Below are 18,794 nucleotides of genomic sequence, written 5' to 3'. Positions count from 1 at the left end.
GACCCCGCGCGGCGGGTTAACCGGTCGACCGCGGGCGCCTGCCGTGCCACGATCGCGCGATGCCTGCCTCCGTGACCGGCCTGCTGCGCTGGCAGTTCGACCTGACCTGGGCGCTCGCCGAGTACCACCTCGACCGGCTGGAGCCGGCAGACTTCCTCTGGGAGCCGGCCGCGCTGTGCTGGACCATGCGCCCCGGCCGGGGCGGCGGGTGGCGTCCCGACTGGGCCGACACCGAGCCGGACCCGGTCCCGGCACCCACCATCGGGTGGCTGACCTGGCACATCGGCTGGTGGTGGTCGGTCGCTACCGACCATGTGCGGCAGCGGCCGGCGCGGGAACGCGACGACATCCGCTGGCCCGGGCCGGGCGCGGAGACGGTCGCCTGGCTGCGGGAGCTGCGGACGGAGTGGGCGGGCGCGCTGGCCGAGGCCGACCTGGACCGGCCGTCCGCGTACCCCTGGCCCGCCGACGCCGGTCTCACCGTGACGCACCTGGCCGCGTGGGTGAACGCCGAGCTGATGAAGAACGTGGCCGAGATCGGGCAGCTCCGGCTGCTGCGCGCGGCGGGGCCGCCGGGCTGAGCCGGGCCGCGCTCAGTGCGCGCCGCCGAGGTTGAGCACCACCACCCCGGCGATGACCAGCCCCGCGCCGACCACCTTCGCCACGCTCAGCGGCTCGCCCAGGAACGCCGCGCCGATCGCCATGATGGCGGCGGTGCCGAGGCCGGACCAGACGGCGTACGCGACGCCGACCGGGATGTCCTTCACCGCCAGCGAGAGCAGCCCGAACGCGGACAGGTACGCCACCGCCAGGCCCAGTGTGGGCCAGAGCCGGGTGAAACCGTCTGTGGCCTTGAGCAGGCTCGTGCCGATCACCTCGGCGGTGATCGCGCCGAGCAGGAAGAGGTACGCCATCGCAGGACCGTACCCGGTCCTGCGATGGCGTCCGGTCAGCTCGGTCAGGAGACCGTGCAGGCCTTCCCGTTCAGGGTGACCAGCCCCGGATCCGGGTTCGGGAACCGGGACGCGGTGCCGTTGAAGCCGAACGTGGTGGACGCGCCCGGCGCCAGCTTCGCGTTCCAGGACAGGTTCTTCGCGGTGACCGTGGCGCCGCTCTGGCCGAGCTGCGCCGACCAGGCGTGGTCCACCTTCTGGTCGCCGAGGAACGCCCACCGCAGGCTCCACCCGTTCACCGCCGTCGTGCCGGTGTTGCGCACCGTCACCTGGGTGGTGAAGCCGGACGGCCAGCTCCCGTGCGTGGTGTAGGTGACCGCGCAGGACGGCGCCGGCACCGCGCCGGCGTCACCCTGGTCGGCCAGGAACGACGCGAGCCACGCCAGCGCCGAGTTCCAGTTGATCGCCACCTCGTTCGTCGCGTACGAGTTGATGTCGTCGACGTAGCAGAACATCGGCGCGCATCCGGCGAGCAGGTTCGCCGCGAACGGGTCCTGCAGCGCGGCGTTCGGGCCACCGGCGAGCGAGCCGGCCGGCGGGCGCGGCAGGTCCGGGTTCAGCTGGTGGCCGAAGATCCGGCTGTGCTGGTTGCGGGCGTGCTGCTCGCCCCACCCGGTCACGTACGACATGTTCAGCGCGTTGCGGCCGAACAGGTAGTCGGCGGCCTGCACCGCGCCGTCCCGGTACTTCGCGTCCCGGCTCAGGTCGAACGCGGTGGCCAGCACGATCGCGTTGTTCACCAGGTTGCTGTTGCTGCCCCAGACGTACGCGTCGGCGGTGCCCGGGAACGGCAGCCCGTACGCCTGGCCGGCGATCGTGGCCAGGTAGCTGTCGGCGGCGGCGGTGATCGACTCGCGGATCCGGGTCTTCTCCGCGGCGGGCAGCGTGTTCGGCACGGTGGCCAGGTCCATGCGGCCCAGCGCGGCGACGCTCTGCCAGCCGAACGCGCCGTTCGGGGCGAACACGTCGGCGGTGTGCAGCGGCGAGCCGGTGACGTCGGCCAGGTACGCCTTGTCGCCGGTGGTCAGCCACAGCTCGACCGCGGCCCAGTAGAACTCGTCGCTGACGTTGGAGTCGTCGTACGCGCCGCCGCCGGTGCCGTCGCTGGCCGAGGCGTAGATCGCCGGGTGCTCCTTGGCCGCCGCGTACGCGGTCTTCGCGGCGGTGCCGCAGCGCGCGGCGAAGGCGGCGTCGTACGGGGCGTACAGCCGCTGGCACTGCGCGGCGACGGCGGCCAGGTTCAGCGTGGCGGCGGTGGACGGCGCGTGCAGCTCACGCGGCTCCGGGTCGTCCTGGGGCTGCAGCGGCAGGCCGGTCCAGTTCCGGTCGTGGATCTTGTGGTGGACCATCCCGGCCAGCGGCTTGCCGGCCGGCACCTGCATGCGCAGCAGGAACTCCAGCTCCCAGCGGGCCTCGTCGAGCACGTCCGGCACGTCGTTGCCGCGCTCGGGCAGCCGCAGCGTGGAGTCGCCCAGGGCGGCGCCGCCGTCGGCGGTCTCGGCGGTCTTGGTCCGCTCGAAGGTGCTCAGGAGCTGGTAGGTGGCGATGCCGCCGTTGACCACGTACTTGCCGTGGTCGCCCGCGTCGTACCAGCCGCCGCGCACGTCCAGCGAGTAGTCGCAGACGCCGGCCTGGCACGGCACGTCGGTGTCGCCCTGGTTCGGCGCGACGCCGAGGTGGCCGGCCGGGCGGGCGTACTCCTCGCCGATCAGGTCGCCGTCGATCTCGATGCCGCTGCGCTGGGCGTAGAAGAACTGCAGCGAGTCGGCGCGCAGCCGGTCGTAGAGCGCGCCGGAGATGTCGAACGGGTGGCTGGTCTCGCCGTCGACGGTGAGCGTGTAGCCGGTGCCCGGCTTGCGGTACGCGGAGAAGTCGACGGTCTGCACGTTCTGCCCGGAGGCGGCGTCGGTGCCGCGCGGCGTGGTCTTCCCGCTGGCGACCACCGCGCCGCTGCCCGACTTCAGCTGCCAGGGCAGCGCGTCGGTGGCCTCGGTGACCACAGTCGCGTGCTTCGGCCCGCCGGGCAGGTAGCCGACCTGGTTGACCCGGACCCGGGGCCCGGTGTCCGGCTCGTACGGCGGCGCCGGCTCCCCGCCGCGCAGCGACACGTTGTCCAGGCAGAACGTCTGCGCCTCGGCGCTGCCGCCGACCTGGAAGATCAGCTGGGCGGTGGGGTTCTCGGCCGGGGAGGTGAACGTGGTGGTGACGCGCTTCGAGGTGCCGGTGGCGGTGGCGTCGACGCTCGCGTACGTGGTGTAGGGGGCGCTGCCGAGCTGCAGCACCGCCTTGACGGCCGCGCCCGGGGTGGCGGAGACGTCGAAGGACAGCTCGTACTCGGCGCCCTGCATCAGCGGCACCGCGTCCTGGCCGATGCCGGCGTCCCACGGGTTGGCGGTGCCGGCCGCGACGGTGGTGCAGAGCCGGCCGTCGACGACAGCGAGGTCGCCGGTGCCGTAGGAGAACCAGGGGGAGACACCGGCGCTGAAGTCGCCGTTGCGGAGTTGTTCGGGGGCGTCCGGCGGCACCTCGGCAAGGGCCGGGCCGGCGGTGAGGCCGGTGAGCGCCAGCGTGGTGGCCGCGAGCGCGGCGAGCCGACGTCGGGATCGGGTCACGGAGGTTCCTTCCGTGCTCGGGGGTGGTGGGGGAGACCGGGAACTGGGAGCGCTCCCAATATCAGGCCGATGTTTCCACCGCGTTCCGTCGCTGTCAATCGATCCGGCCCGATGCTCGGCCGAGCGCCCGCTCGCGGAGGGGTCCGGCGCGCCACGTACGATGTCGGTGATCTCCTACAGACAACCGAGCCCTCGACCTGGCAGGCTGCGACCCATGACCCTGAAGCTTCGTTCCGTCGGAGCGAGCGACCGTGGGCTGATCCGCAGCGGCAACCAGGACGCCCAGCACGCGGGCCCCTGGCTGGTCGCGGTGGCCGACGGCATGGGCGGCATGGCGGCCGGCGACCTGGCCAGCCGCATCGCGATCGACGCGATCGCCCCGCTGGACGTGGAGACGCCGGAGGACGCGCTCGTCGCCGCGCTCCAGGGCGCGATCGAGCTGGCCACCGCGCGGATCCGCCAGGCGGTGGAGGAGGACCCGGAACGTCAGGGCATGGGGACCACGCTCACCGCGCTGCTGTTCGCCCGTACCGGCAGCTGCCTGGCGCTGGCGCACGTCGGCGACTCCCGCGCCTACCTGTTCCGCGAGGGCGTGCTCAAGCAGGTCACCCGCGACGACACGTTCGTGCAGATGCTCGTCGACCAGGGCGTGATCACCGCCGAGCAGGCCAGCAGCCACCCCCGGCGGGCCGTGGTCACCCAGGCGTTGCAGGGCGACCAGGTCTCCCCGTCGTACGCGACGATGGTGCCCCGCGCGGGCGACCGCTGGCTGCTGTGCAGCGACGGCCTCTCCAACGTCGTCCGCGCGGACACGCTCACCGAGGTCCTCAACGAGCAGATGGAGCGGGACGCCTGCGCGGCCCGGCTGATCGACCTGGCGTTGCGGGCCGGCGGCCCGGACAACATCACCGTCGTGATCGCCGACGTCGTCGAGGAGTAGCCCTCACCGGCGGCGCGGAGCGGCCCGGCGGGTCGGCTCGGCGGTGGTCGGGTCCTCCGGCCACGGGTGACGCGGGTAGCGGCCCCGCAGCTCCGCCCGCACCTGCGGATAGCCGGTGCGCCAGAACGACGCCAGGTCGGCGGTGACCGCCACCGGCCGCCCGGCGGGGGAGAGCAGGTGCAGCAGTACCGGCACCCGCCCGTCGGCGATGCGCGGCACGTCCCGCCAGCCGAACGTCTCCTGGAGCTTCACCGCCAGCACCGGCGCGCCCGGATCGGCGTAGTCGACACGTACCCGCGATCCGCTGGGCACCGCGAGCCGTTCCGGGGCCAGCTCGTCCAGCCGGGCGGCCTGCCGCCAGTCCAGCAGCCGGCGCAGCGCCGCCACCACGTCCACCCGGCTCAGGTCGGCCCGGCGGCGGGCGCGGACCAGCTCCGGCCCGAGCCAGTCGGGGGCGCGGTCGAGCAGCGCCGCGTCGGAGACGTCCGGCCAGTCCCCGCCGAGCGCCTGGCGGCAGAACGCCATCCGGCGGCGCAGCCCGGTCGCCTCCGGCGTCCAGCGCAGCAGTCCCGGCCCCTCCTGCCGCAGCCCGTCCAGCAGCGCCGCCGCGACCAGCTCCGGTTCCGGCGCGGTCAGTTGCCGCTCGCGCAGCTCGATCGCGCCGAGCCGGTCCACCTCCCGGGCCACCACGTCGCCGCCGGTCCAGGCCACCTCCCGCCCGGAACATAGCAGCGCCGCCCCGGCCTCCCGGGCGGTCGCCTCGTCGATCGGCGCGGCCAGCCGTACCCGCGCGGCCGGCGCGCCGGGGGAGCGGTCGGCCACCGCGACGGCCAGCCACGCCGCTCCGGCCAGCCCCGACCCGGGCGTCAGCTCCGCGGCGGTCCCGCCGGCCATCAGGTACGCGGACCCGCCCGGTCGCCGCGTCCGGGCCAGCCGTTCCGGGTACGCGAGTCCGGCGATCAGCCCCGCGGCCAGATCGTCGGGCAGGCGCTTCCGTTCGGCGTCGTCGGCGGGCAGAGCGGCGCGCAGGCGGCGTACCTCGGTGCGCCAGCGCGCGGTGGCGGCCGGGTCGACGCCGTCGCGCAGCCGCCGCCAGCGGGCGGGCAGGTCGTCCCCCGTCCCGCCCAGCGTGTTCTCGCCGAGGATCGCCACCACCTCGGCGGCCCGGTCCGCGCCGACCCGGGGCGCGCCGTCCAGCAGGGCCCGCGCCAGCCGGGGATGCGTGCCTGCCGCCGCGACCGCCCGGCCGCGCGCGGTGATCCGGCCGTCGTCGTCCACCGCGCCGAGCGTGCCCAGGGTCTCCCGCGCCACGGCCAGCGCGGCCGGTGGCGGCGGATCGGGCAGCGCCAGGCCGGCGCCGTCCGGGGTGCCCCAGGCCGCCAGCTCCAGCGCGAACCCGGTCAGGTCGGCGGTGGCGATCTCCGGCTCGGGCTGCGGGGCGAGCCGCTCGTGTGCCGCCTCGGACCAGCAGCGGTAGACCGCGCCCGGCGCCTCCCGCCCGGCCCGGCCCGCCCGCTGCGTCGCCGCCGCCCGGGACACCGGCACCGTCACCAGCGAACCCAGCCCCCGGGCCAGGTCGGTGCGGGGCACCCGGCTCAGGCCGGCGTCCACCACGACCCGGACGCCCGGCACGGTCAGGCTGCTCTCCGCCACCGCCGTCGCGAGAACCACGCGCCGCCCGGCGGCGGGGGTGAGCGCCGCGTCCTGGGCCGGGCCGGGCAGCCGTCCGTGCAACGGCAGCACCGTGACGTCGCGCAGGTCGGCCAGGCGGCGCGCGACGGCGCCGATCTCACCCGCGCCGGGCAGGAAGACCAGCACGTCGCCGTCGCGTTCGCGCAGCGCCCGGCGGGCCGTGGCGGCCACGTGGTCCAGCAGCGCGGGATCGACCCGGCCACCGCCGGGTGGCGTCACCGGGCGCGGCGGCGGCGCCCACACCCGCTCGACCGGGTGCAGGGCGGCCTCGGCGCGTACCACGGGGGCGGGGTCGCCCGCGCCGAGCAGCGCGGCGAAGCGGTCCGCCTGCGGGGTGGCCGACATCGCCAGCAGCCAGAGGTCCGGGCGCAGCGTGCCGCGCGCCTCGACGCTGAACGCCAGCGCCAGGTCCGCGTCGAGCTGCCGTTCGTGGCACTCGTCGAGCAGCACCGCGTCCACGCCGGGCAGCTCCGGGTCGTGGTGCAGACGGCGCACCAGCAGACCGGTGGTGACCACCTCGATCCGGGTACGCGGCCCGGCCCGGCGCTCGCCGCGCACCGCGTAGCCGATCCGGTCGCCGACCCGGTCGCCGAGCAGCGCGGCCATCCGGTGCGCGGCGGCGCGTGCGGCGACCCGCCGGGGCTGGGCGATCACCACCCGTCCGGCGACGGCGTCGGCGACCGCGAGTGGCGCGGTGGTGGTCTTGCCGGTGCCCGGCGGCGCCACCAGCACGGCGGCGCCCCGGTCGCGCAGCGCTTCGACGAGTGCCGGCAGCACCGGCCGGACCGGCAGGTCGAGGGCGACGTCGGCGAGCACCGACCCACTCTCGCACCCGCCCCCGGCGGGCTGTCGCACCGGCCCCGGTGGGCGGACACGGAACGGCCCGGCCGGCGCACCGCCGACCGGGCCGGGTGGACCGCTGCGCCGGGTCCGCCGACCCGGCCGCCGCCACCTGCTAGTACGTTCCGTCGAGCTGACCGCGCAGCTTGGTCAGGGCCCGGGCCAGCAGCCGGGACACGTGCATCTGCGAGACGCCGATCTGCTCGGCGATCTGCGACTGGGTCAGGTTGCCGTAGAAGCGCAGCGTGAGGATCTTCTGCTCGCGCTGGTCGAGCGTGGCCAGCGCCGGGCCGAGGGCGACGCGCGTCTCGGCCAGCTCGAACTCGCCGTCCTCGCCGCCGAGCAGGTCGCCCAGCTCGGTGGCCCGCTCGCCGTCGCCGGTCGGCGTGGACAGCGACACCGCGTTGTAGGCGCGGGCGCCCTCCAGGCCTTCGAGGACTTCTTCCTCGGTGAGCTTGAGGTGGGCGGCGATGTCGGCGACCGTCGGCGAGCGGCCGAGCGTCTGGAGCAGCGTGCTGTTGGCGTCGGAGATCGCCAGGCGCAGCTCCTGCAACCGGCGGGGGACGCGGATGTCCCAGGTGCGGTCGCGGAAGTGGCGCTTGAGCTCACCGATGATGGTGGGGATCGCGTAGCCGGCGAAGTCGACGCCGCGCGACGGGTCGAACTTGTCGATCGCCTTGATCAGGCCGATCGCGGCGGTCTGCGCCAGGTCGTCGTTCGGTTCGCCGCGGCCGCTGTAGCGGTGGGCCAGGTGGTTCGCCAGCGGCAGCCACGCCTCGATGGCGCGGTCGCGCAGCGCGGGCCGCGAGGGGTGGCCGGCCGGCAGCGCGGCCATGGCGGCGAGCAGGTCGGCGGCGCTGTCGGTGAGCGAGCGGGGGTCGAGCTTCGCGGAGCCGGCCGGCGTGGTCGCCGGGGCGCTGATCGTGTGGGCGGTCATGGGTGGTCCTCCCTGCACCTCGTCCGCGGAAGAAAAAGACGTGACGCTCAGGTTTAGGTGACGTAGTACGTTCGGGAGCCACCATAGCCCGATCGTGCTGCCGAAATCTAGCCGAAAGTACGATGTACTTAAGGTGTGGCGGGGTATGGACCTCGTTTTTCCGGGCATAGCGCGCCCCGATCGGTCAACGCGGAATCCGACAGGTGGGCGAAGTGTCGCCTTTCTGTCGTTGTCCCGCCGACGGGACCGCCCGTACCGTCCGTAGCGACACGTCAACGGAGGCACCGTGCTGGATCCCGCCGCGCCGCAACTCGTCATCAACGCCCGGACGCTGCTGTTCAGCTGGCTCCCGGCGGATCCCGGCGTGGTCGAGACCCTGCTGCCCGCCGGTCTGCGTCCGCACCCGCAGCGTCAGGTCTTCGTCAACCAGTACGTGGTCGACGACGAGACACAGACCTCCGGCTTCGGCGCGTACTCGCTCACCTACCTGGGTGTCTCACTGGCGGACATGGATCCACCCGACGGCGGGACGCCGGGTGGCTGGTGGACCCACTACTTCTCCTCCAGCGAGCGGGTCCGGCGGTACGCCGCCGCACGGGGCGCGCCCGCCGCCGCCGGGGAGACGCGCCTGGACCTGCGGGGCGACCGGCTCACCGCCGAGACCCGGGCCGGCGACGGCACGCTGCTGATCCGGGTCACCGCCCGGGTCGGGCACACCGGCACCGAGGTCCACAACGGCCACCACCGCTACCTCACCGGCCGCGGCGGCGAGCTGATCGTCACCGACTACCCGTACGTGGCCGAGCCGGTGTCACCGTTCGAGGTCGAGTCGGTGGAGTTCCCGGCGCCGGAGCATCCGGTCCACGCGCTGCGGCCGGCCAACCCGCTGCACGTGTGCTGGGGGTTCTACTCGCCCCGGGTCTCGTTCGCCTATCCGGCCCGCCCGAACGTGCCCGACGAGGTGAGCGACCGTCACCAGGTGCCGGCCCGTCGGGCGCGCAGCGGCCTGCCGTCCGGGTCGTAGACCAGCCGGTACGCGGGCAGCGCCCAGAGCCGCGTACGCCAGGGCAGCCGCTCCGGGCGGTGCGGCCGCAACCGGCCCGGCGGACGGGGACCGGCCCGGCCCCCGGCGTGCCAGCGGTCCAGTTCCTCCGCCGCCGTGGTGATCGCGGCCACCGCGTCCGCCGGGTCCAGCAGGTCGTCGTCCTGCGTGCCGCCGGGATCACGGTCCAGGTGCTCGCGCCACAGCCGCAGCCGCAGGTCGCGGGCGAACACCCGGGCTCCGTCGCCCATCCCGGCCGGGTCGGCCGGCGCGCGGGTGTCGCGGGTGTCGTCGAGCACCGCGCAGGACAACTCGCTGTCGTGCGTCCAGGAGCGGCGGTTGAAGTTGTCGCTGCCCACGCTGGCCCACACGTCGTCCACCACGCAGACCTTCGCGTGCACGTAGACCGGCGTGCCGTCGTGGTTCTCCACGTCGAACACGTGCACCCGCTCCGGCGCGGCCCGGTGGCACAGCGACAGCGCCTGCTCCCGGCCGACCATGTTCGGCGGCAGCGCGAGCCGGCCGTCCACGTCCGGGTGCCGGGGCACGACCGCCACCAGGTGCAGGTCCGGATGCTCGTGCAGCGCCTGCGCGAACAGCTCGGCCACCTCGGTCGACCAGAGGTACTGGTCCTCCAGGTAGATCAGCCGCCGGGCCCGGCGTACCGCCTTGGTGTAGCCGCGGGCCACGGTGCGCTCGCCGTCCGGGGCGAACGAGTAGCGGGGCCGCACCGCCGGGTAGGTGCGCAGCACCTGCACGTGGTGCGGCCCGCAGGGCGGCGGGTCGGCGGGCTGTTCGGGCAGCGGGTCGGGGCGCAGGTCGGAGCCGCGCAGCCGGTCCCGCAGGTAGGCCATCGGGTTCTCCGAGTCCAGCGGCATCGGGTCGGTCCACCGCTCCCGGAACGTGGTGTCGAGCGCGCCGACGACCGGCCCGCGCACCGCGAGCTGCACGTCGTGCCAGGGCGGTGTGGGGCCGTACCGGGGGGACATGCCGATCGGCTGCGGGTCGCCGGCGTGGCCGGCGTCGTCGCGGCGGCTGTGGCACAGGTCGATGCCGCCGGCGAACGCGATGTCCCGGCTCGGGTCGCCCGGATGGCGCAGCACCACCAGCTTCTGGTGGTGCGAGCCACCGCGCCGGACCCGCTGGTCGAGCAGCACCTCGCCGCCGGCCGCCCGGATCGCCTCGCTGAGGTCGCGGTTCTCCGCCTCGCTGTAGGACAGCGTGTCGAGGTGGGAGCGCCAGATCAGGCCCTTGACGATCACCCCGCGCTGGGCGGCCCGCGCGAACAACTGCGCCACCGTCGGGCCGTCCGGGCGCATCCGCTCGTCCGGGTCGCCGCGCCAGTCGGTGAAGAACAGATGATCGCCCGCGGTGAGCGATTCCACCTCGCTGACCAGGCGGTCGAAGTACGCGGCTCCGTGAATCAACGGCTCGGCGAGGTTTCCATCGGTCCAGACGGGTAACTCAGACCTCGGGTTGGCGCGTTCCTGTGCGGTGAGGAACCAGTCCCGCAGAGTCACGTTCCACCCCCGAGGTCGACGACGTCCTCACACGGTAGGACCCCCGGCAGGACCCCGCACGGCGAGCAGCAGGTCGCGTGGGTGCCGCGCGCCAGGGGTACGCCGGACCCCTGGATCGCGACACCGAGGAGGCACCGACATGCCCGCCGAGACGACGAACACCGTGACCGACGACCGCGACCAGGCGGTGGAGGGGGAGCGGGGTGCGCTGGTGGCGGTCCTGTTGATGGTGATCCTCGGGGTGGCCGGGATCTTCGCCGTCTCCTGAGACCGCGGCCGGGCGCCCCGGCGGACCGGGGCGCCCGTGGCAGGTCAGGGCCGGTCGCCCTGGCCGTCGCTGTGCGGCACCCGCCCGGTCGGGATCACCCCGAGCCGGCCGGCCTGGAAGTCCTCGACCGCCTGGATCAGCTCGGCGCGGGTGTTCATCACGAACGGGCCGTAGTGTGCCACCGGCTCGCGGATCGGCTGGCCGCCCATCAGGTACAGCTCCAGCGCCGGGGCGTTGGAGTCCTGCGTCCGGTCGGCGGTGATCCGCAGCGCCTCGCCGGGCCCGTGCACGGCGAGCTGGCCGAGGTGGATCGGCCGCCGGTCGGTGCCGACGGTGCCGCGGCCGGCCAGCACGTACACCAGCGCGTTGAAGTCCGACCGCCACGGCAGGCTCAGCTCGGCGCCGGGCTGCAACGTGACGTGCGCGATGGTGATCGGCGTGTGCGTCGAGCCGGGACCCTGGTGCCCGGCGACCTCCCCGGCGATGACCCGGATCAGGCCGCCGCCGTCGGGCGTGGTGAGCAGCGCCGACTCTCGGCCGCGGATGTCCTGGTAGCGGGGCGCGCTCATCTTGGCGATGCTGGGCAGGTTGACCCAGAGCTGCAGGCCGTGGAACAGCCCGCCGCTCATCACCAGGTGCTCCGGCGGCGCCTCGATGTGCAGCAGGCCACTTCCGGCCGTCATCCATTGAGTGTCGCCGTCGGTGATGGTGCCGCCGCCCCCGGTCGAGTCCTGGTGGTCCATGATCCCGTCGATCATGTAGGTCACCGTCTCGAAGCCGCGGTGCGGGTGCCAGGAGGTACCCTTCGGCTCGCCCGGCGCGTAGTCGACCTCGCCCATCTGGTCGAGGTGGATGAACGGGTCCAGCTCGGTCATCGGCACGCCGGCGAAGGCCCGGCGGACCGGGAAGCCCTCGCCCTCGTACCCGCTGGGGGCAGTGGTGACCCGGCGGACGGAGCGGTATTCGGTGGCCTCGCCGAGCTTCGGCAGGCGGGGCAGGACGAGGACGTCGTCGACGGTGATCGCGGGCATCGCGGGGCTCCTTACTTGTCGGCCGGGACGGACGACGCGGTGCGGTCGGCGCGCAGGCGCCGGCCGAGCCGCTCGAAGACCCGGGTGAGGCAGGCGACCTCGGCGTCGTCGAGGTCGTCGATCAGGTGGGCGCGCACGGAGCGCAGGTGGTGCGGCGCGGCCTCGCGCAGGGCGAACAGGCCGGCCGCGGTGAGCACTGCCTCGCTGCCGCGCCGGTCGGCCGGACACGCCTCCTTCGCCACCAGTCCGCGCTTGCGCATCGTGGTGATCTGGTAGGTCAGCCGGCTCGGCGAGAACACCAGCCGGTCGGCCAGCTCCCCCATGCGCAGCCGCTGGCCGGGCGCCTCGGAGAGCAGCACCAGCACGTGGTAGTCGGCGAAGCTCAGGTCGCTGTCGGCGCGCAGGTCGTCCTCGAGCCGGGTGAACAGCCGCTGGCTCGACTCGATGTACGCGCGCCAGCAGGCCATCCGCTCGGCGTCCAGGCTCTCCGTCATGGCTCCGAGAGTAGCACTATTTAAAATTTAAACAAGTGGCCCTGGCGTGCGCGGACCAGCGCGCCTTAGGGGGCTTCTTAAAACCTGAACGGGCCGCCCGGCTAGGGTCGGGGAATGGACGATCTCGACCTGCTCGACTGGCGGGAGCGGGTGGCGGCGCTCTACCTGTCCGACCTCGACCTGGCCGGCTTCCGGGCCGCCCGCGACGAGCTGTTCCGCACCCACCCCAGCAGCCCGGTGCCGCCCGCCGACCGGCCCGGCTTCACCGGACTGCGCTGGTACCCGCCCGACCCGTCGGCAGTGGTCGAGGCGCCGCTGCGCGCCGCCTCCGGCGAGCTGCGCATCGACACCGGCGGCCCGGACGGCGTGGTCGCGTACCGGCGGGTGGCCGTCGCGGAGACGCCGTGGGGACCGCTCACGCTCTGGTGGATCGAGGCGTACGGGGGCGGGCTCTTCCTGCCCGTGCGTGACGCCACCTGCGGCGACGGCTCGTACGGCGGGGGCCGGTACCTCACCGACACGGTGAAGGGCACGTTCGGCCGCGGCCTGACCGTGCTGCCCGGCGACCGGGTCCGGCTGGACGCCAACTACCTCTACAACCCCAGCTGCGCCTACGACGACAGGTGGGCCTGCCCGCTGGCCCCGCCGGAGAACCGGGTGGACGTGCCGCTGCGCGCCGGCGAGCGCGCGTACCACGAATGAGGGGAGGGCCGCCCGGCCCTCCCCTCATCGCCCTGCCGGTCAGCGGGCGGTGGCGCCCGTCGGTGTCAGGTGCATCCGGCTGAGCAGCTGCTGGGCCTGCCCGGCCATCTCCGCGTCCACCGTCACCGCGTACTGGGCGGCCCGCAGCGAACTGGCCGACGTGAAGTCACGCTGACCGCCGCTCATCGCGTGCGCGACAGCGCCGAACACGGCACCCCAGATCGCGCCGATCACCAGGCCGACCAGGATCACCGCGAGCCAGTTGCCGGCGGTGAAGATGCCGAAGAGCAACCCGATGAACAAACCGAACCAGGCGCCGGTGCCGGCCCCGAGCAGGGCCGCGCGGCCCGTGGTGAGCCGTCCCATCACGGTCTCCACGAGCGTGAGGTCCGTACCGACGATCGAGGTACGTTCCACCGGGAACCGGTTGTCGGCCAGATAGTCCACCACCCGCTGGGCGGACGGATAGTCCGGGTACGAGCCGATTGTGACGGTCGCCGAACCGGCCTGCGGTCCGTGCCCGTCCCCGCTCGGCGGCGTCGGGCGACCGCCCGGGCCGGACGGGAGGTTGTCGCTGCCCGGCATGCCGGGTTGCCAGGCCGTGGTCGGAGTCGAGGGTCTGGTCATGAGCATCCTCCTTCGTCAACCCGCCGCGTTCCCGTCGCCGGGCAGCGGTAACGCACCGGCCCGGACCGATGTGGCGAGGCATGCCGACGCCCCGCGCCGGGTAGCCACACCCGTGCCGACCCGACACATCAGCGAGCACGGCTTCCTCGCCGACGGGCGCAGCGCGGCCCTGGTCGACCGCGACGGCTCGGTCGACTGGTGGTGCCCGCCCCGGTTCGACGCGCCGTCGGTGTTCGGCCGCCTGCTCGACGAGGACGCGGGACACTGGAGCATCCGCCCGGAGGGGGAGTCGACGAGCACGCGCTCCTACCTGGACGACGCGCTCGTGCTGCGTACCGTCTTCGCCACCGCGACCGGCACGGTGGCCGTCACCGACGCGCTGGCGCTGGAGCCCGGCGCGCGCGGTCACGACATCGGGATGCGCTCGCCGCGGGTGCTGGCCCGGCTGGTGGAAGGGCTCACCGGCGAGGTGGCGATGCGCGTCGACTACGCGCCCCGCTTCGAGTACGGCCGCGTCGGCGCCTACCTGACCGAACGCGACGGCGTGATCCGCGCCACCGCCGGCGCCTGCCGCCTGGAGTTGCGCGCCGACGTCCCGCTCACCATCGCCGGGGGAGCCGCCACCGGGCGGTTCACCGCCCGCGCCGGCAGCACGCACCGCTTCACCCTCGGGTACGCCCCGACGTACGCCGGCGCCGAACCGGCGCTGCCCGACGCCGCCGAAGTGATCGCCGAGACGGTGGCCGGGTGGCGGTCCTGGTCGGCGCTGCACGACTACCAGGGCGAGTACCGCGACGAGGTGCGGCGCAGCGCGCTCGCGGTGCAGGGCATGACGTACGCGCCCAGCGGCGCCGTCGTCGCGGCGGCCACCACCTCGGTGCCGGAGCGGCTCGGCGGCGACCGCAACTACGACTACCGCTACGTCTGGCTGCGCGACTTCAGCCTCACCCTCCAGGCGCTCTGGCGGGCCGCCTGCCCGGACGAGGCGGACCGGCAGTTCACCTGGGTGGCCCGGGCGATGGGCCGGATCGGTGACGAGCCGGTGCCGATCATGTACGGCGTCGAGGGGGAGCGGGACCTGACCGAGCACGACCTCGACCACCTCGCCGGGTACGCCGGCAGCCGGCCGGTGCTCGTCGGCAACGACGCCTGGCGGCAGCGGCAGAACGACGTGCTGGGCGAGGTGCTGGATGCGGCCTGGCTGATGCGCTACTACCTCGACCCCATGTCACCGGAGGTGCGTGACCTGCTGCGTACGCTCGCCGACCAGGCCGAGCGCGGCTGGCACCGGCCCGACGCCGGGATGTGGGAGGCGCGCGGCCCGCAGCGGCACTACGTCTCCTCCAAGGTGGAGTGCTGGACCGCGCTGGACCGGGCGGTCCGGTTCGGCTCGCGCATCGGCGAGCCGGCCGACGTGGCCCGCTGGGCCGCCGCGCGCGACGAGGTGCGGGCGGCGGTGCTCGCCCGGGGCTGGAACGAGCGGGTCGGCGCGTACACCGGTGCGTTCGGCTCCGACGACCTGGACGCCTCGGTGCTGGTCATGCCGCTGGTCGGCTTCCTGCCGGCGGGCGACCGGCGGATGCGCGCCACGATGGACCTGCTGGAGCGGCGGCTGTCGCGCGACGGGCTGCTGCGCCGCTTCGACGGCGACCCGGCCGGGTTCGTGATCTGCTCGTTCTGGCTGGCCGCCGGCCTGGCCGAGGCGGGGGAACTGAACCGGGCGAGGCGGCTGTTCGAACGGCTCGCCGCCCGCGCGAACGACCTCGGCCTGTACGCCGAGCAGATCGACCCGGACACCGGCGAGCAGATGGGCAACTTCCCGCAGGCGTACTCGCACATCGGCCTGATCACCGCCGCCGGCCGCATCACCGACGCCGCCGCCCGCGCCGCCTCTTCGCGTTGATCATGAAGTTGACGGCGTAGTCGATCTCCCCGAGTGCCGCCAACCTCATGATCGGCGCGGGAAAGAGAGGGGTGGGGGAGGATGAGGGGGTGGAGCTGGTGATCATGGCGGACACGCACGTGCCCAAGCGGGCGCGGGATCTTCCGGGGCCGCTGTGGGCGGCCGTGGAGGCCGCGGATGTCGTGGTGCACGCCGGGGACTGGGTGGACGTGGCGCTGCTGGACGCGCTGGAGGCGCGGTCGCGCCGGCTGGTCGCCGTGTACGGCAACAACGACGGGCCGGAGCTGCGCGCCCGGCTGCCCGAGGTGGCCCGGGTCGAGCTGGACGGCCTGCGCGTCGCCGTGGTGCACGAGACCGGCCCGAAGACCCGCCGCGAGGAGCGCTGCGCCGCCGCGTACGGCGACTGCGACCTGCTCGTCTTCGGGCACTCGCACATCCCCTGGGACAGCGTCGCCCCGGGCGGCCTGCGGCTGCTCAACCCCGGCTCGCCGACCGACCGGCGGGCGCAGCCGCACGCCACGTACCTGACCGCGCGGGTGGCGGCGGGGCGGCTCGACCGGGTCGAGCTGCACCGCCTGCCCCCGCGCTGACCGCTCAGCGGCCCCGGCCGGTCTCCGCCTGCAACTGGTCGATCCGCCGGGACGCCTCGGCCTTGGTCAGGCCCTCCGGCACCGGCTCGCCCGCCTCCTGCGCCAGCGTGTGCAGGTACGACTCCTGGGCGGCGGTGGGCGGCTCGTCGCCGGTGACCCAGTCGTCCGGGTCCTTGACGGCGGCGTCCGGGTTCACGTTCCTGCCGTTGGTGTTGGCGCGGTCGGCCATGCTCATCACCTCTCCTCGAACAGGTGTTCCACTACCCCCGGGCCGCCGGGTTCATGCCGGCCGCCGCCTACGATCACCTGGTGACGACGGACCGGGCGGGCGTGGTGGTGGTCGGCGCGGGCATCGCCGGAGTGGCGTGCGCGACCGAGTTGGCGCGGGCCGGGATCCCGGTACGGCTGCGCGAGCGCGCTCGGGTCACCGGCGGGCGGATGGCCAGCAAGCGTTTCGACGGCCGCCCGGCCGACCTGGGCGCCGCGTACTTCACCGTCGACGACCCGGACTTCGCCGCCGTGGTGGACCGGTGGCGGGCGGCCGGGCTGGCGCGGGAGTGGACCGACACGCTCGCCGCGTACGGGCCGGGCGGACGCGAGCAGGTCACCGGCCCCATGCGGTGGGCCGCCCCACGCGGGCTGCGCTCGCTCGTCGAACACCTGGCCGGCGACCTTCCGGTGACCCACAACCGGCTGGTGATGACAGTCGAGCCGGGCCCCCGGGCCGACGGCGCCGAGGCCGAGGCGGTGGTGCTCGCCATGCCCGGCCCGCAGGCCGCGCTGCTGCTGGACCCGGCGCTGGCCGAGGCGACCCGGGCGGTGGCCGCGCAGCGGTGGTCGTCCGCGTTGACCGGGGTGCTGCACTTCCCGGCCCGCCGCTGGGCGGACTTCCGGGGCGCGTTCGTCAACGACCACCCGGTGCTCAGCCTGGTCTGCGACGACGGCGACCGGCGCGGCGACGGCGCGCCGGTGCTCGTAGCGCACACCACCGCCGGGTTCGCCGCCCGGCACCTGCTCCAGCCCACCGCCGCCCGCGAGGCGATCGAGCAGGCGGTCCGCGACCTGCTCGGGCTGCCCGAGCCGGCGCTGTCGACCCACGTGCACCGCTGGACGTACGCGACCCCGGCCGCGCACGCCGGGGATGCCACGTTCCACCTGGACGACGACGGCATCGGCCTGGCCGGCGACGCGTTCGGCCGCCCGCGCGTGCAGACCGCCTGGCGCTCCGGCCGGGACCTCGGCCGCGCGCTCGCCGCCCGGCTGGGCTGAACCGGGGCGCGCTCAGCCGGTGGCGCCCACCGGCTGCGCCGCCGACCCGGCCCGCGTGTCCTCGCCGGTGCGTTCACCCTCCCGGTCCAGCAACTGCATGACCGGTGTCGCGGCGATCCCGTGCGCCACCACCGAGACCACCACCACGAGACCGACTGTGGCCCAGACCAGCTCCGCCTGCGGGAAGTCGGTCTTGCTGGTGGCGTACGCCAGGTAGTAGAACGAGCCGACGCCGCGGATGCCGAACAGCGAGATCACCCAGTGCTCGGCCGGCTTGCCGGGCGCGCCGCGCAGCGACAGCCACCCGGCCAGCGGCCGGATCACCAGCACCAGGGCCAACCCGGCCAGCGCGGCCGGCCAGGTCAGCGGCGCGAGCAGCCCGCCGATCACCGCGCCGCCGAACAGCAGCAGCAACAGCACGGTGAGCAGCCGCTCCACCTGCTCGGCGAAGTCGTGCAGCACGGAGTGGAACTCGTGGGTGCGCTCGGCGGCCCGGATCGCCCGGGCGGCCACGAACACGGCCAGGAAGCCGTACCCGCCGATCACCTCGACCAGCCCGTACGCGAGGAACGTCGCGGCCAGCGCGAGGAACCCCTCGGAGTGCCGGGCCAGCCGCAGCTTGCTCGGGGCGCGGAAGAACAGCTTGCCGAGCAGCCAGCCGACGAGCAACCCGCCGCCCACCCCGGCGGCGAGCTTGTAGAGCACGTCCACCGCGAACCACTCGCCGAGCCAGCCGGACGGCGCGAGCCCGGTGGTGGCGATCGCGATGGCCGCGTACACGAACGGGAAGGCCAGCCCGTCGTTCAGGCCCGCCTCCGAGGTGAGCGCGAAGCGCACCTCGTCCTCGGAGTCCTCCACGTCGGTCGGTTCGCCCACCTGCACGTCGGAGGCGAGCACCGGGTCGGTGGGCGCGAGCGCCGCGCCGAGCAGCAGCGCCGCGGCCGGCACCAGCCCGGCCCACCACCAGCCGAGCAGCGCCACCGCGGCGATGCACAGCGGCATGGCGATCGCCAGCAGCCGCCACGTCGACGACCAGCGGGCCCAGCTCAACGGACGGTCGATCTTCAGGCCGGCGCCCATCAGCGCGACGATCACGCCGACCTCGGTGAGGTGGGTGGTCAGCTCCGGCCAGCGCAGCGGATCCGGTGTGGGCAGACCGGTGGGCAGCACGAAGACGAGCATGCCGAGCCCGAGGAACGCGATCGGCATCGACAGCGGCCGTCGCTCCAGCACCCGGGGCAGCACCCCGGCCAGCAGCGCACCGACGCCCAGCAGAGCGAACGCGACATCGACCGGTTCCACGGCACCACCCTTCCGACGCCCGGCGGCCGGGCGGTGGAGTCCAGCAGTGCCCCGAAGCGGACCCGGCTAAGC

At 74.5% G+C, this 18,794-nt stretch carries 18 protein-coding genes; 8 read left to right on the top strand and 10 right to left on the bottom strand.

What is annotated here, in order from left to right; genetic code table 11:
• The first annotated feature begins 59 nt into the window (after positions 1-59).
• The gene (locus A8711_RS28755; RefSeq protein WP_069089915.1) at positions 60-581 is read left to right on the top strand and encodes a DinB family protein; all 522 of its coding nucleotides are present in this window, start codon (positions 60-62) and stop codon (positions 579-581) included.
• 12 nt (positions 582-593) lie between these two features.
• Here A8711_RS28755 and A8711_RS28750 read toward each other — a convergent pair whose 3' ends face one another.
• Both A8711_RS28750 and A8711_RS28745 read right to left on the bottom strand, forming a co-directional pair.
• Positions 594-914, bottom strand: coding sequence for a multidrug efflux SMR transporter (locus A8711_RS28750; RefSeq protein ID WP_069089914.1), 321 nt, complete (start codon positions 912-914; stop codon positions 594-596).
• A gap of 44 nt (positions 915-958) precedes the next feature.
• Positions 959-3,565 carry a glycoside hydrolase family 9 protein gene (locus A8711_RS28745; RefSeq protein WP_064448766.1) on the bottom strand — a complete coding sequence of 869 codons (2,607 nt, stop codon included), beginning with the start codon at positions 3,563-3,565 and terminating at the stop codon, positions 959-961.
• Between the two features lie 214 nt (positions 3,566-3,779).
• Between A8711_RS28745 and A8711_RS28740 the strand changes: the two genes are divergently transcribed.
• Positions 3,780-4,505, top strand: a complete 726-nt coding sequence (locus A8711_RS28740) for a PP2C family serine/threonine-protein phosphatase (protein ID WP_043325052.1) — start codon at positions 3,780-3,782, stop codon at positions 4,503-4,505.
• Positions 4,506-4,508: 3 nt separating this feature from the next.
• On the opposite strand, the gene hrpB is transcribed toward A8711_RS28740, so the two are convergent.
• Together hrpB and A8711_RS28730 are read right to left on the bottom strand one after the other, a co-directional pair.
• A complete protein-coding gene (hrpB, locus tag A8711_RS28735) occupies positions 4,509-7,013 on the bottom strand; it encodes an ATP-dependent helicase HrpB (RefSeq protein ID WP_069089913.1) in 2,505 nt (834 codons plus the stop codon).
• Positions 7,014-7,152: 139 nt separating this feature from the next.
• Entirely contained in the window at positions 7,153-7,974 is an 822-nt protein-coding gene (locus tag A8711_RS28730; RefSeq protein WP_043325049.1) for a SigB/SigF/SigG family RNA polymerase sigma factor, read from the bottom strand.
• A 286-nt stretch (positions 7,975-8,260) separates the two neighbouring features.
• Here A8711_RS28730 and A8711_RS28725 point away from each other — a divergent pair, with 286 nt between their 5' ends.
• On the top strand, positions 8,261-8,998 hold the full coding sequence (locus A8711_RS28725; RefSeq protein WP_069089912.1) for a hypothetical protein: 738 nt from the start codon (positions 8,261-8,263) through the stop codon (positions 8,996-8,998).
• On the opposite strand, the gene A8711_RS28720 is transcribed toward A8711_RS28725, so the two are convergent.
• Positions 8,947-10,536, bottom strand: a complete 1,590-nt coding sequence (locus tag A8711_RS28720) for a phospholipase D-like domain-containing protein (protein ID WP_069089911.1) — start codon at positions 10,534-10,536, stop codon at positions 8,947-8,949. The two genes, A8711_RS28725 and A8711_RS28720, sit on opposite strands and share 52 nt — an antisense overlap.
• Before the next feature lie 139 nt (positions 10,537-10,675).
• Here A8711_RS28720 and A8711_RS33005 point away from each other — a divergent pair, with 139 nt between their 5' ends.
• Positions 10,676-10,804, top strand: coding sequence for a hypothetical protein (locus A8711_RS33005; RefSeq protein WP_255292629.1), 129 nt, complete (start codon positions 10,676-10,678; stop codon positions 10,802-10,804).
• Positions 10,805-10,848: 44 nt separating this feature from the next.
• On the opposite strand, the gene A8711_RS28715 is transcribed toward A8711_RS33005, so the two are convergent.
• Together A8711_RS28715 and A8711_RS28710 are read right to left on the bottom strand one after the other, a co-directional pair.
• A complete protein-coding gene (locus A8711_RS28715) occupies positions 10,849-11,835 on the bottom strand; it encodes a pirin family protein (RefSeq protein WP_069089910.1) in 987 nt (328 codons plus the stop codon).
• Between the two features lie 11 nt (positions 11,836-11,846).
• A complete protein-coding gene (locus tag A8711_RS28710) occupies positions 11,847-12,329 on the bottom strand; it encodes a MarR family winged helix-turn-helix transcriptional regulator (protein WP_043325045.1) in 483 nt (160 codons plus the stop codon).
• A 114-nt stretch (positions 12,330-12,443) separates the two neighbouring features.
• On the opposite strand from A8711_RS28710, the gene A8711_RS28705 reads away from it, so the two are divergent.
• The gene (locus tag A8711_RS28705; protein WP_069089909.1) at positions 12,444-13,031 is read left to right on the top strand and encodes a DUF1684 domain-containing protein; all 588 of its coding nucleotides are present in this window, start codon (positions 12,444-12,446) and stop codon (positions 13,029-13,031) included.
• Positions 13,032-13,070: 39 nt separating this feature from the next.
• Here A8711_RS28705 and A8711_RS28700 read toward each other — a convergent pair whose 3' ends face one another.
• Positions 13,071-13,658, bottom strand: coding sequence for a general stress protein (locus A8711_RS28700; RefSeq protein ID WP_043325043.1), 588 nt, complete (start codon positions 13,656-13,658; stop codon positions 13,071-13,073).
• Between the two features lie 112 nt (positions 13,659-13,770).
• Between A8711_RS28700 and A8711_RS28695 the strand changes: the two genes are divergently transcribed.
• Both A8711_RS28695 and A8711_RS28690 read left to right on the top strand, forming a co-directional pair.
• Positions 13,771-15,561 (top strand): glycoside hydrolase family 15 protein, encoded by a 1,791-nt coding sequence (locus tag A8711_RS28695; protein WP_069089908.1) that lies wholly within the window; start codon positions 13,771-13,773, stop codon positions 15,559-15,561.
• Positions 15,562-15,650: 89 nt separating this feature from the next.
• A complete protein-coding gene (locus tag A8711_RS28690; protein WP_069089907.1) occupies positions 15,651-16,151 on the top strand; it encodes a metallophosphoesterase in 501 nt (166 codons plus the stop codon).
• A 4-nt stretch (positions 16,152-16,155) separates the two neighbouring features.
• Here A8711_RS28690 and A8711_RS28685 read toward each other — a convergent pair whose 3' ends face one another.
• Positions 16,156-16,380 (bottom strand): DUF3072 domain-containing protein, encoded by a 225-nt coding sequence (locus A8711_RS28685; protein WP_069090028.1) that lies wholly within the window; start codon positions 16,378-16,380, stop codon positions 16,156-16,158.
• A 101-nt stretch (positions 16,381-16,481) separates the two neighbouring features.
• Between A8711_RS28685 and A8711_RS28680 the strand changes: the two genes are divergently transcribed.
• Positions 16,482-17,420: an NAD(P)/FAD-dependent oxidoreductase gene (locus A8711_RS28680; RefSeq protein ID WP_043330356.1), complete on the top strand. Its 939-nt coding sequence runs from the start codon at positions 16,482-16,484 to the stop codon at positions 17,418-17,420.
• Positions 17,421-17,432: 12 nt separating this feature from the next.
• On the opposite strand, the gene A8711_RS28675 is transcribed toward A8711_RS28680, so the two are convergent.
• On the bottom strand, positions 17,433-18,722 hold the full coding sequence (locus A8711_RS28675; protein ID WP_043325040.1) for a sodium:proton antiporter: 1,290 nt from the start codon (positions 18,720-18,722) through the stop codon (positions 17,433-17,435).
• Positions 18,723-18,794: the final 72 nt, after the last annotated feature.

This window comes from Micromonospora sp. II, from assembly GCF_001709195.1.
GTDB classification, from domain to species: Bacteria; Actinomycetota; Actinomycetes; order Mycobacteriales; family Micromonosporaceae; genus Micromonospora; species Micromonospora chalcea.
The sequence above is the reverse complement of the archived record's forward strand: the minus strand, read 5'-3'. Positions and strand labels throughout refer to the sequence as shown.

Excerpts from the sequence above, each read along its gene's own strand:
- A8711_RS28685 (WP_069090028.1), bottom strand. The coding sequence starts at position 16,380 with ATGGCCGACCGCGCCAACACCAACGGCAGGAACGTGAACCCGGACGCC.
- A8711_RS33005 (WP_255292629.1), top strand. The coding sequence starts at position 10,676 with ATGCCCGCCGAGACGACGAACACCGTGACCGACGACCGCGACCAGGCG.
- A8711_RS28740 (WP_043325052.1), top strand. The coding sequence starts at position 3,780 with ATGACCCTGAAGCTTCGTTCCGTCGGAGCGAGCGACCGTGGGCTGATC.
- A8711_RS28750 (WP_069089914.1), bottom strand. The coding sequence starts at position 914 with ATGGCGTACCTCTTCCTGCTCGGCGCGATCACCGCCGAGGTGATCGGC.
- A8711_RS28730 (WP_043325049.1), bottom strand. The coding sequence starts at position 7,974 with ATGACCGCCCACACGATCAGCGCCCCGGCGACCACGCCGGCCGGCTCC.
- A8711_RS28715 (WP_069089910.1), bottom strand. The coding sequence starts at position 11,835 with ATGCCCGCGATCACCGTCGACGACGTCCTCGTCCTGCCCCGCCTGCCG.
- A8711_RS28755 (WP_069089915.1), top strand. The coding sequence starts at position 60 with ATGCCTGCCTCCGTGACCGGCCTGCTGCGCTGGCAGTTCGACCTGACC.
- A8711_RS28700 (WP_043325043.1), bottom strand. The coding sequence starts at position 13,658 with ATGACCAGACCCTCGACTCCGACCACGGCCTGGCAACCCGGCATGCCG.
- A8711_RS28710 (WP_043325045.1), bottom strand. The coding sequence starts at position 12,329 with ATGACGGAGAGCCTGGACGCCGAGCGGATGGCCTGCTGGCGCGCGTAC.
- A8711_RS28705 (WP_069089909.1), top strand. The coding sequence starts at position 12,444 with ATGGACGATCTCGACCTGCTCGACTGGCGGGAGCGGGTGGCGGCGCTC.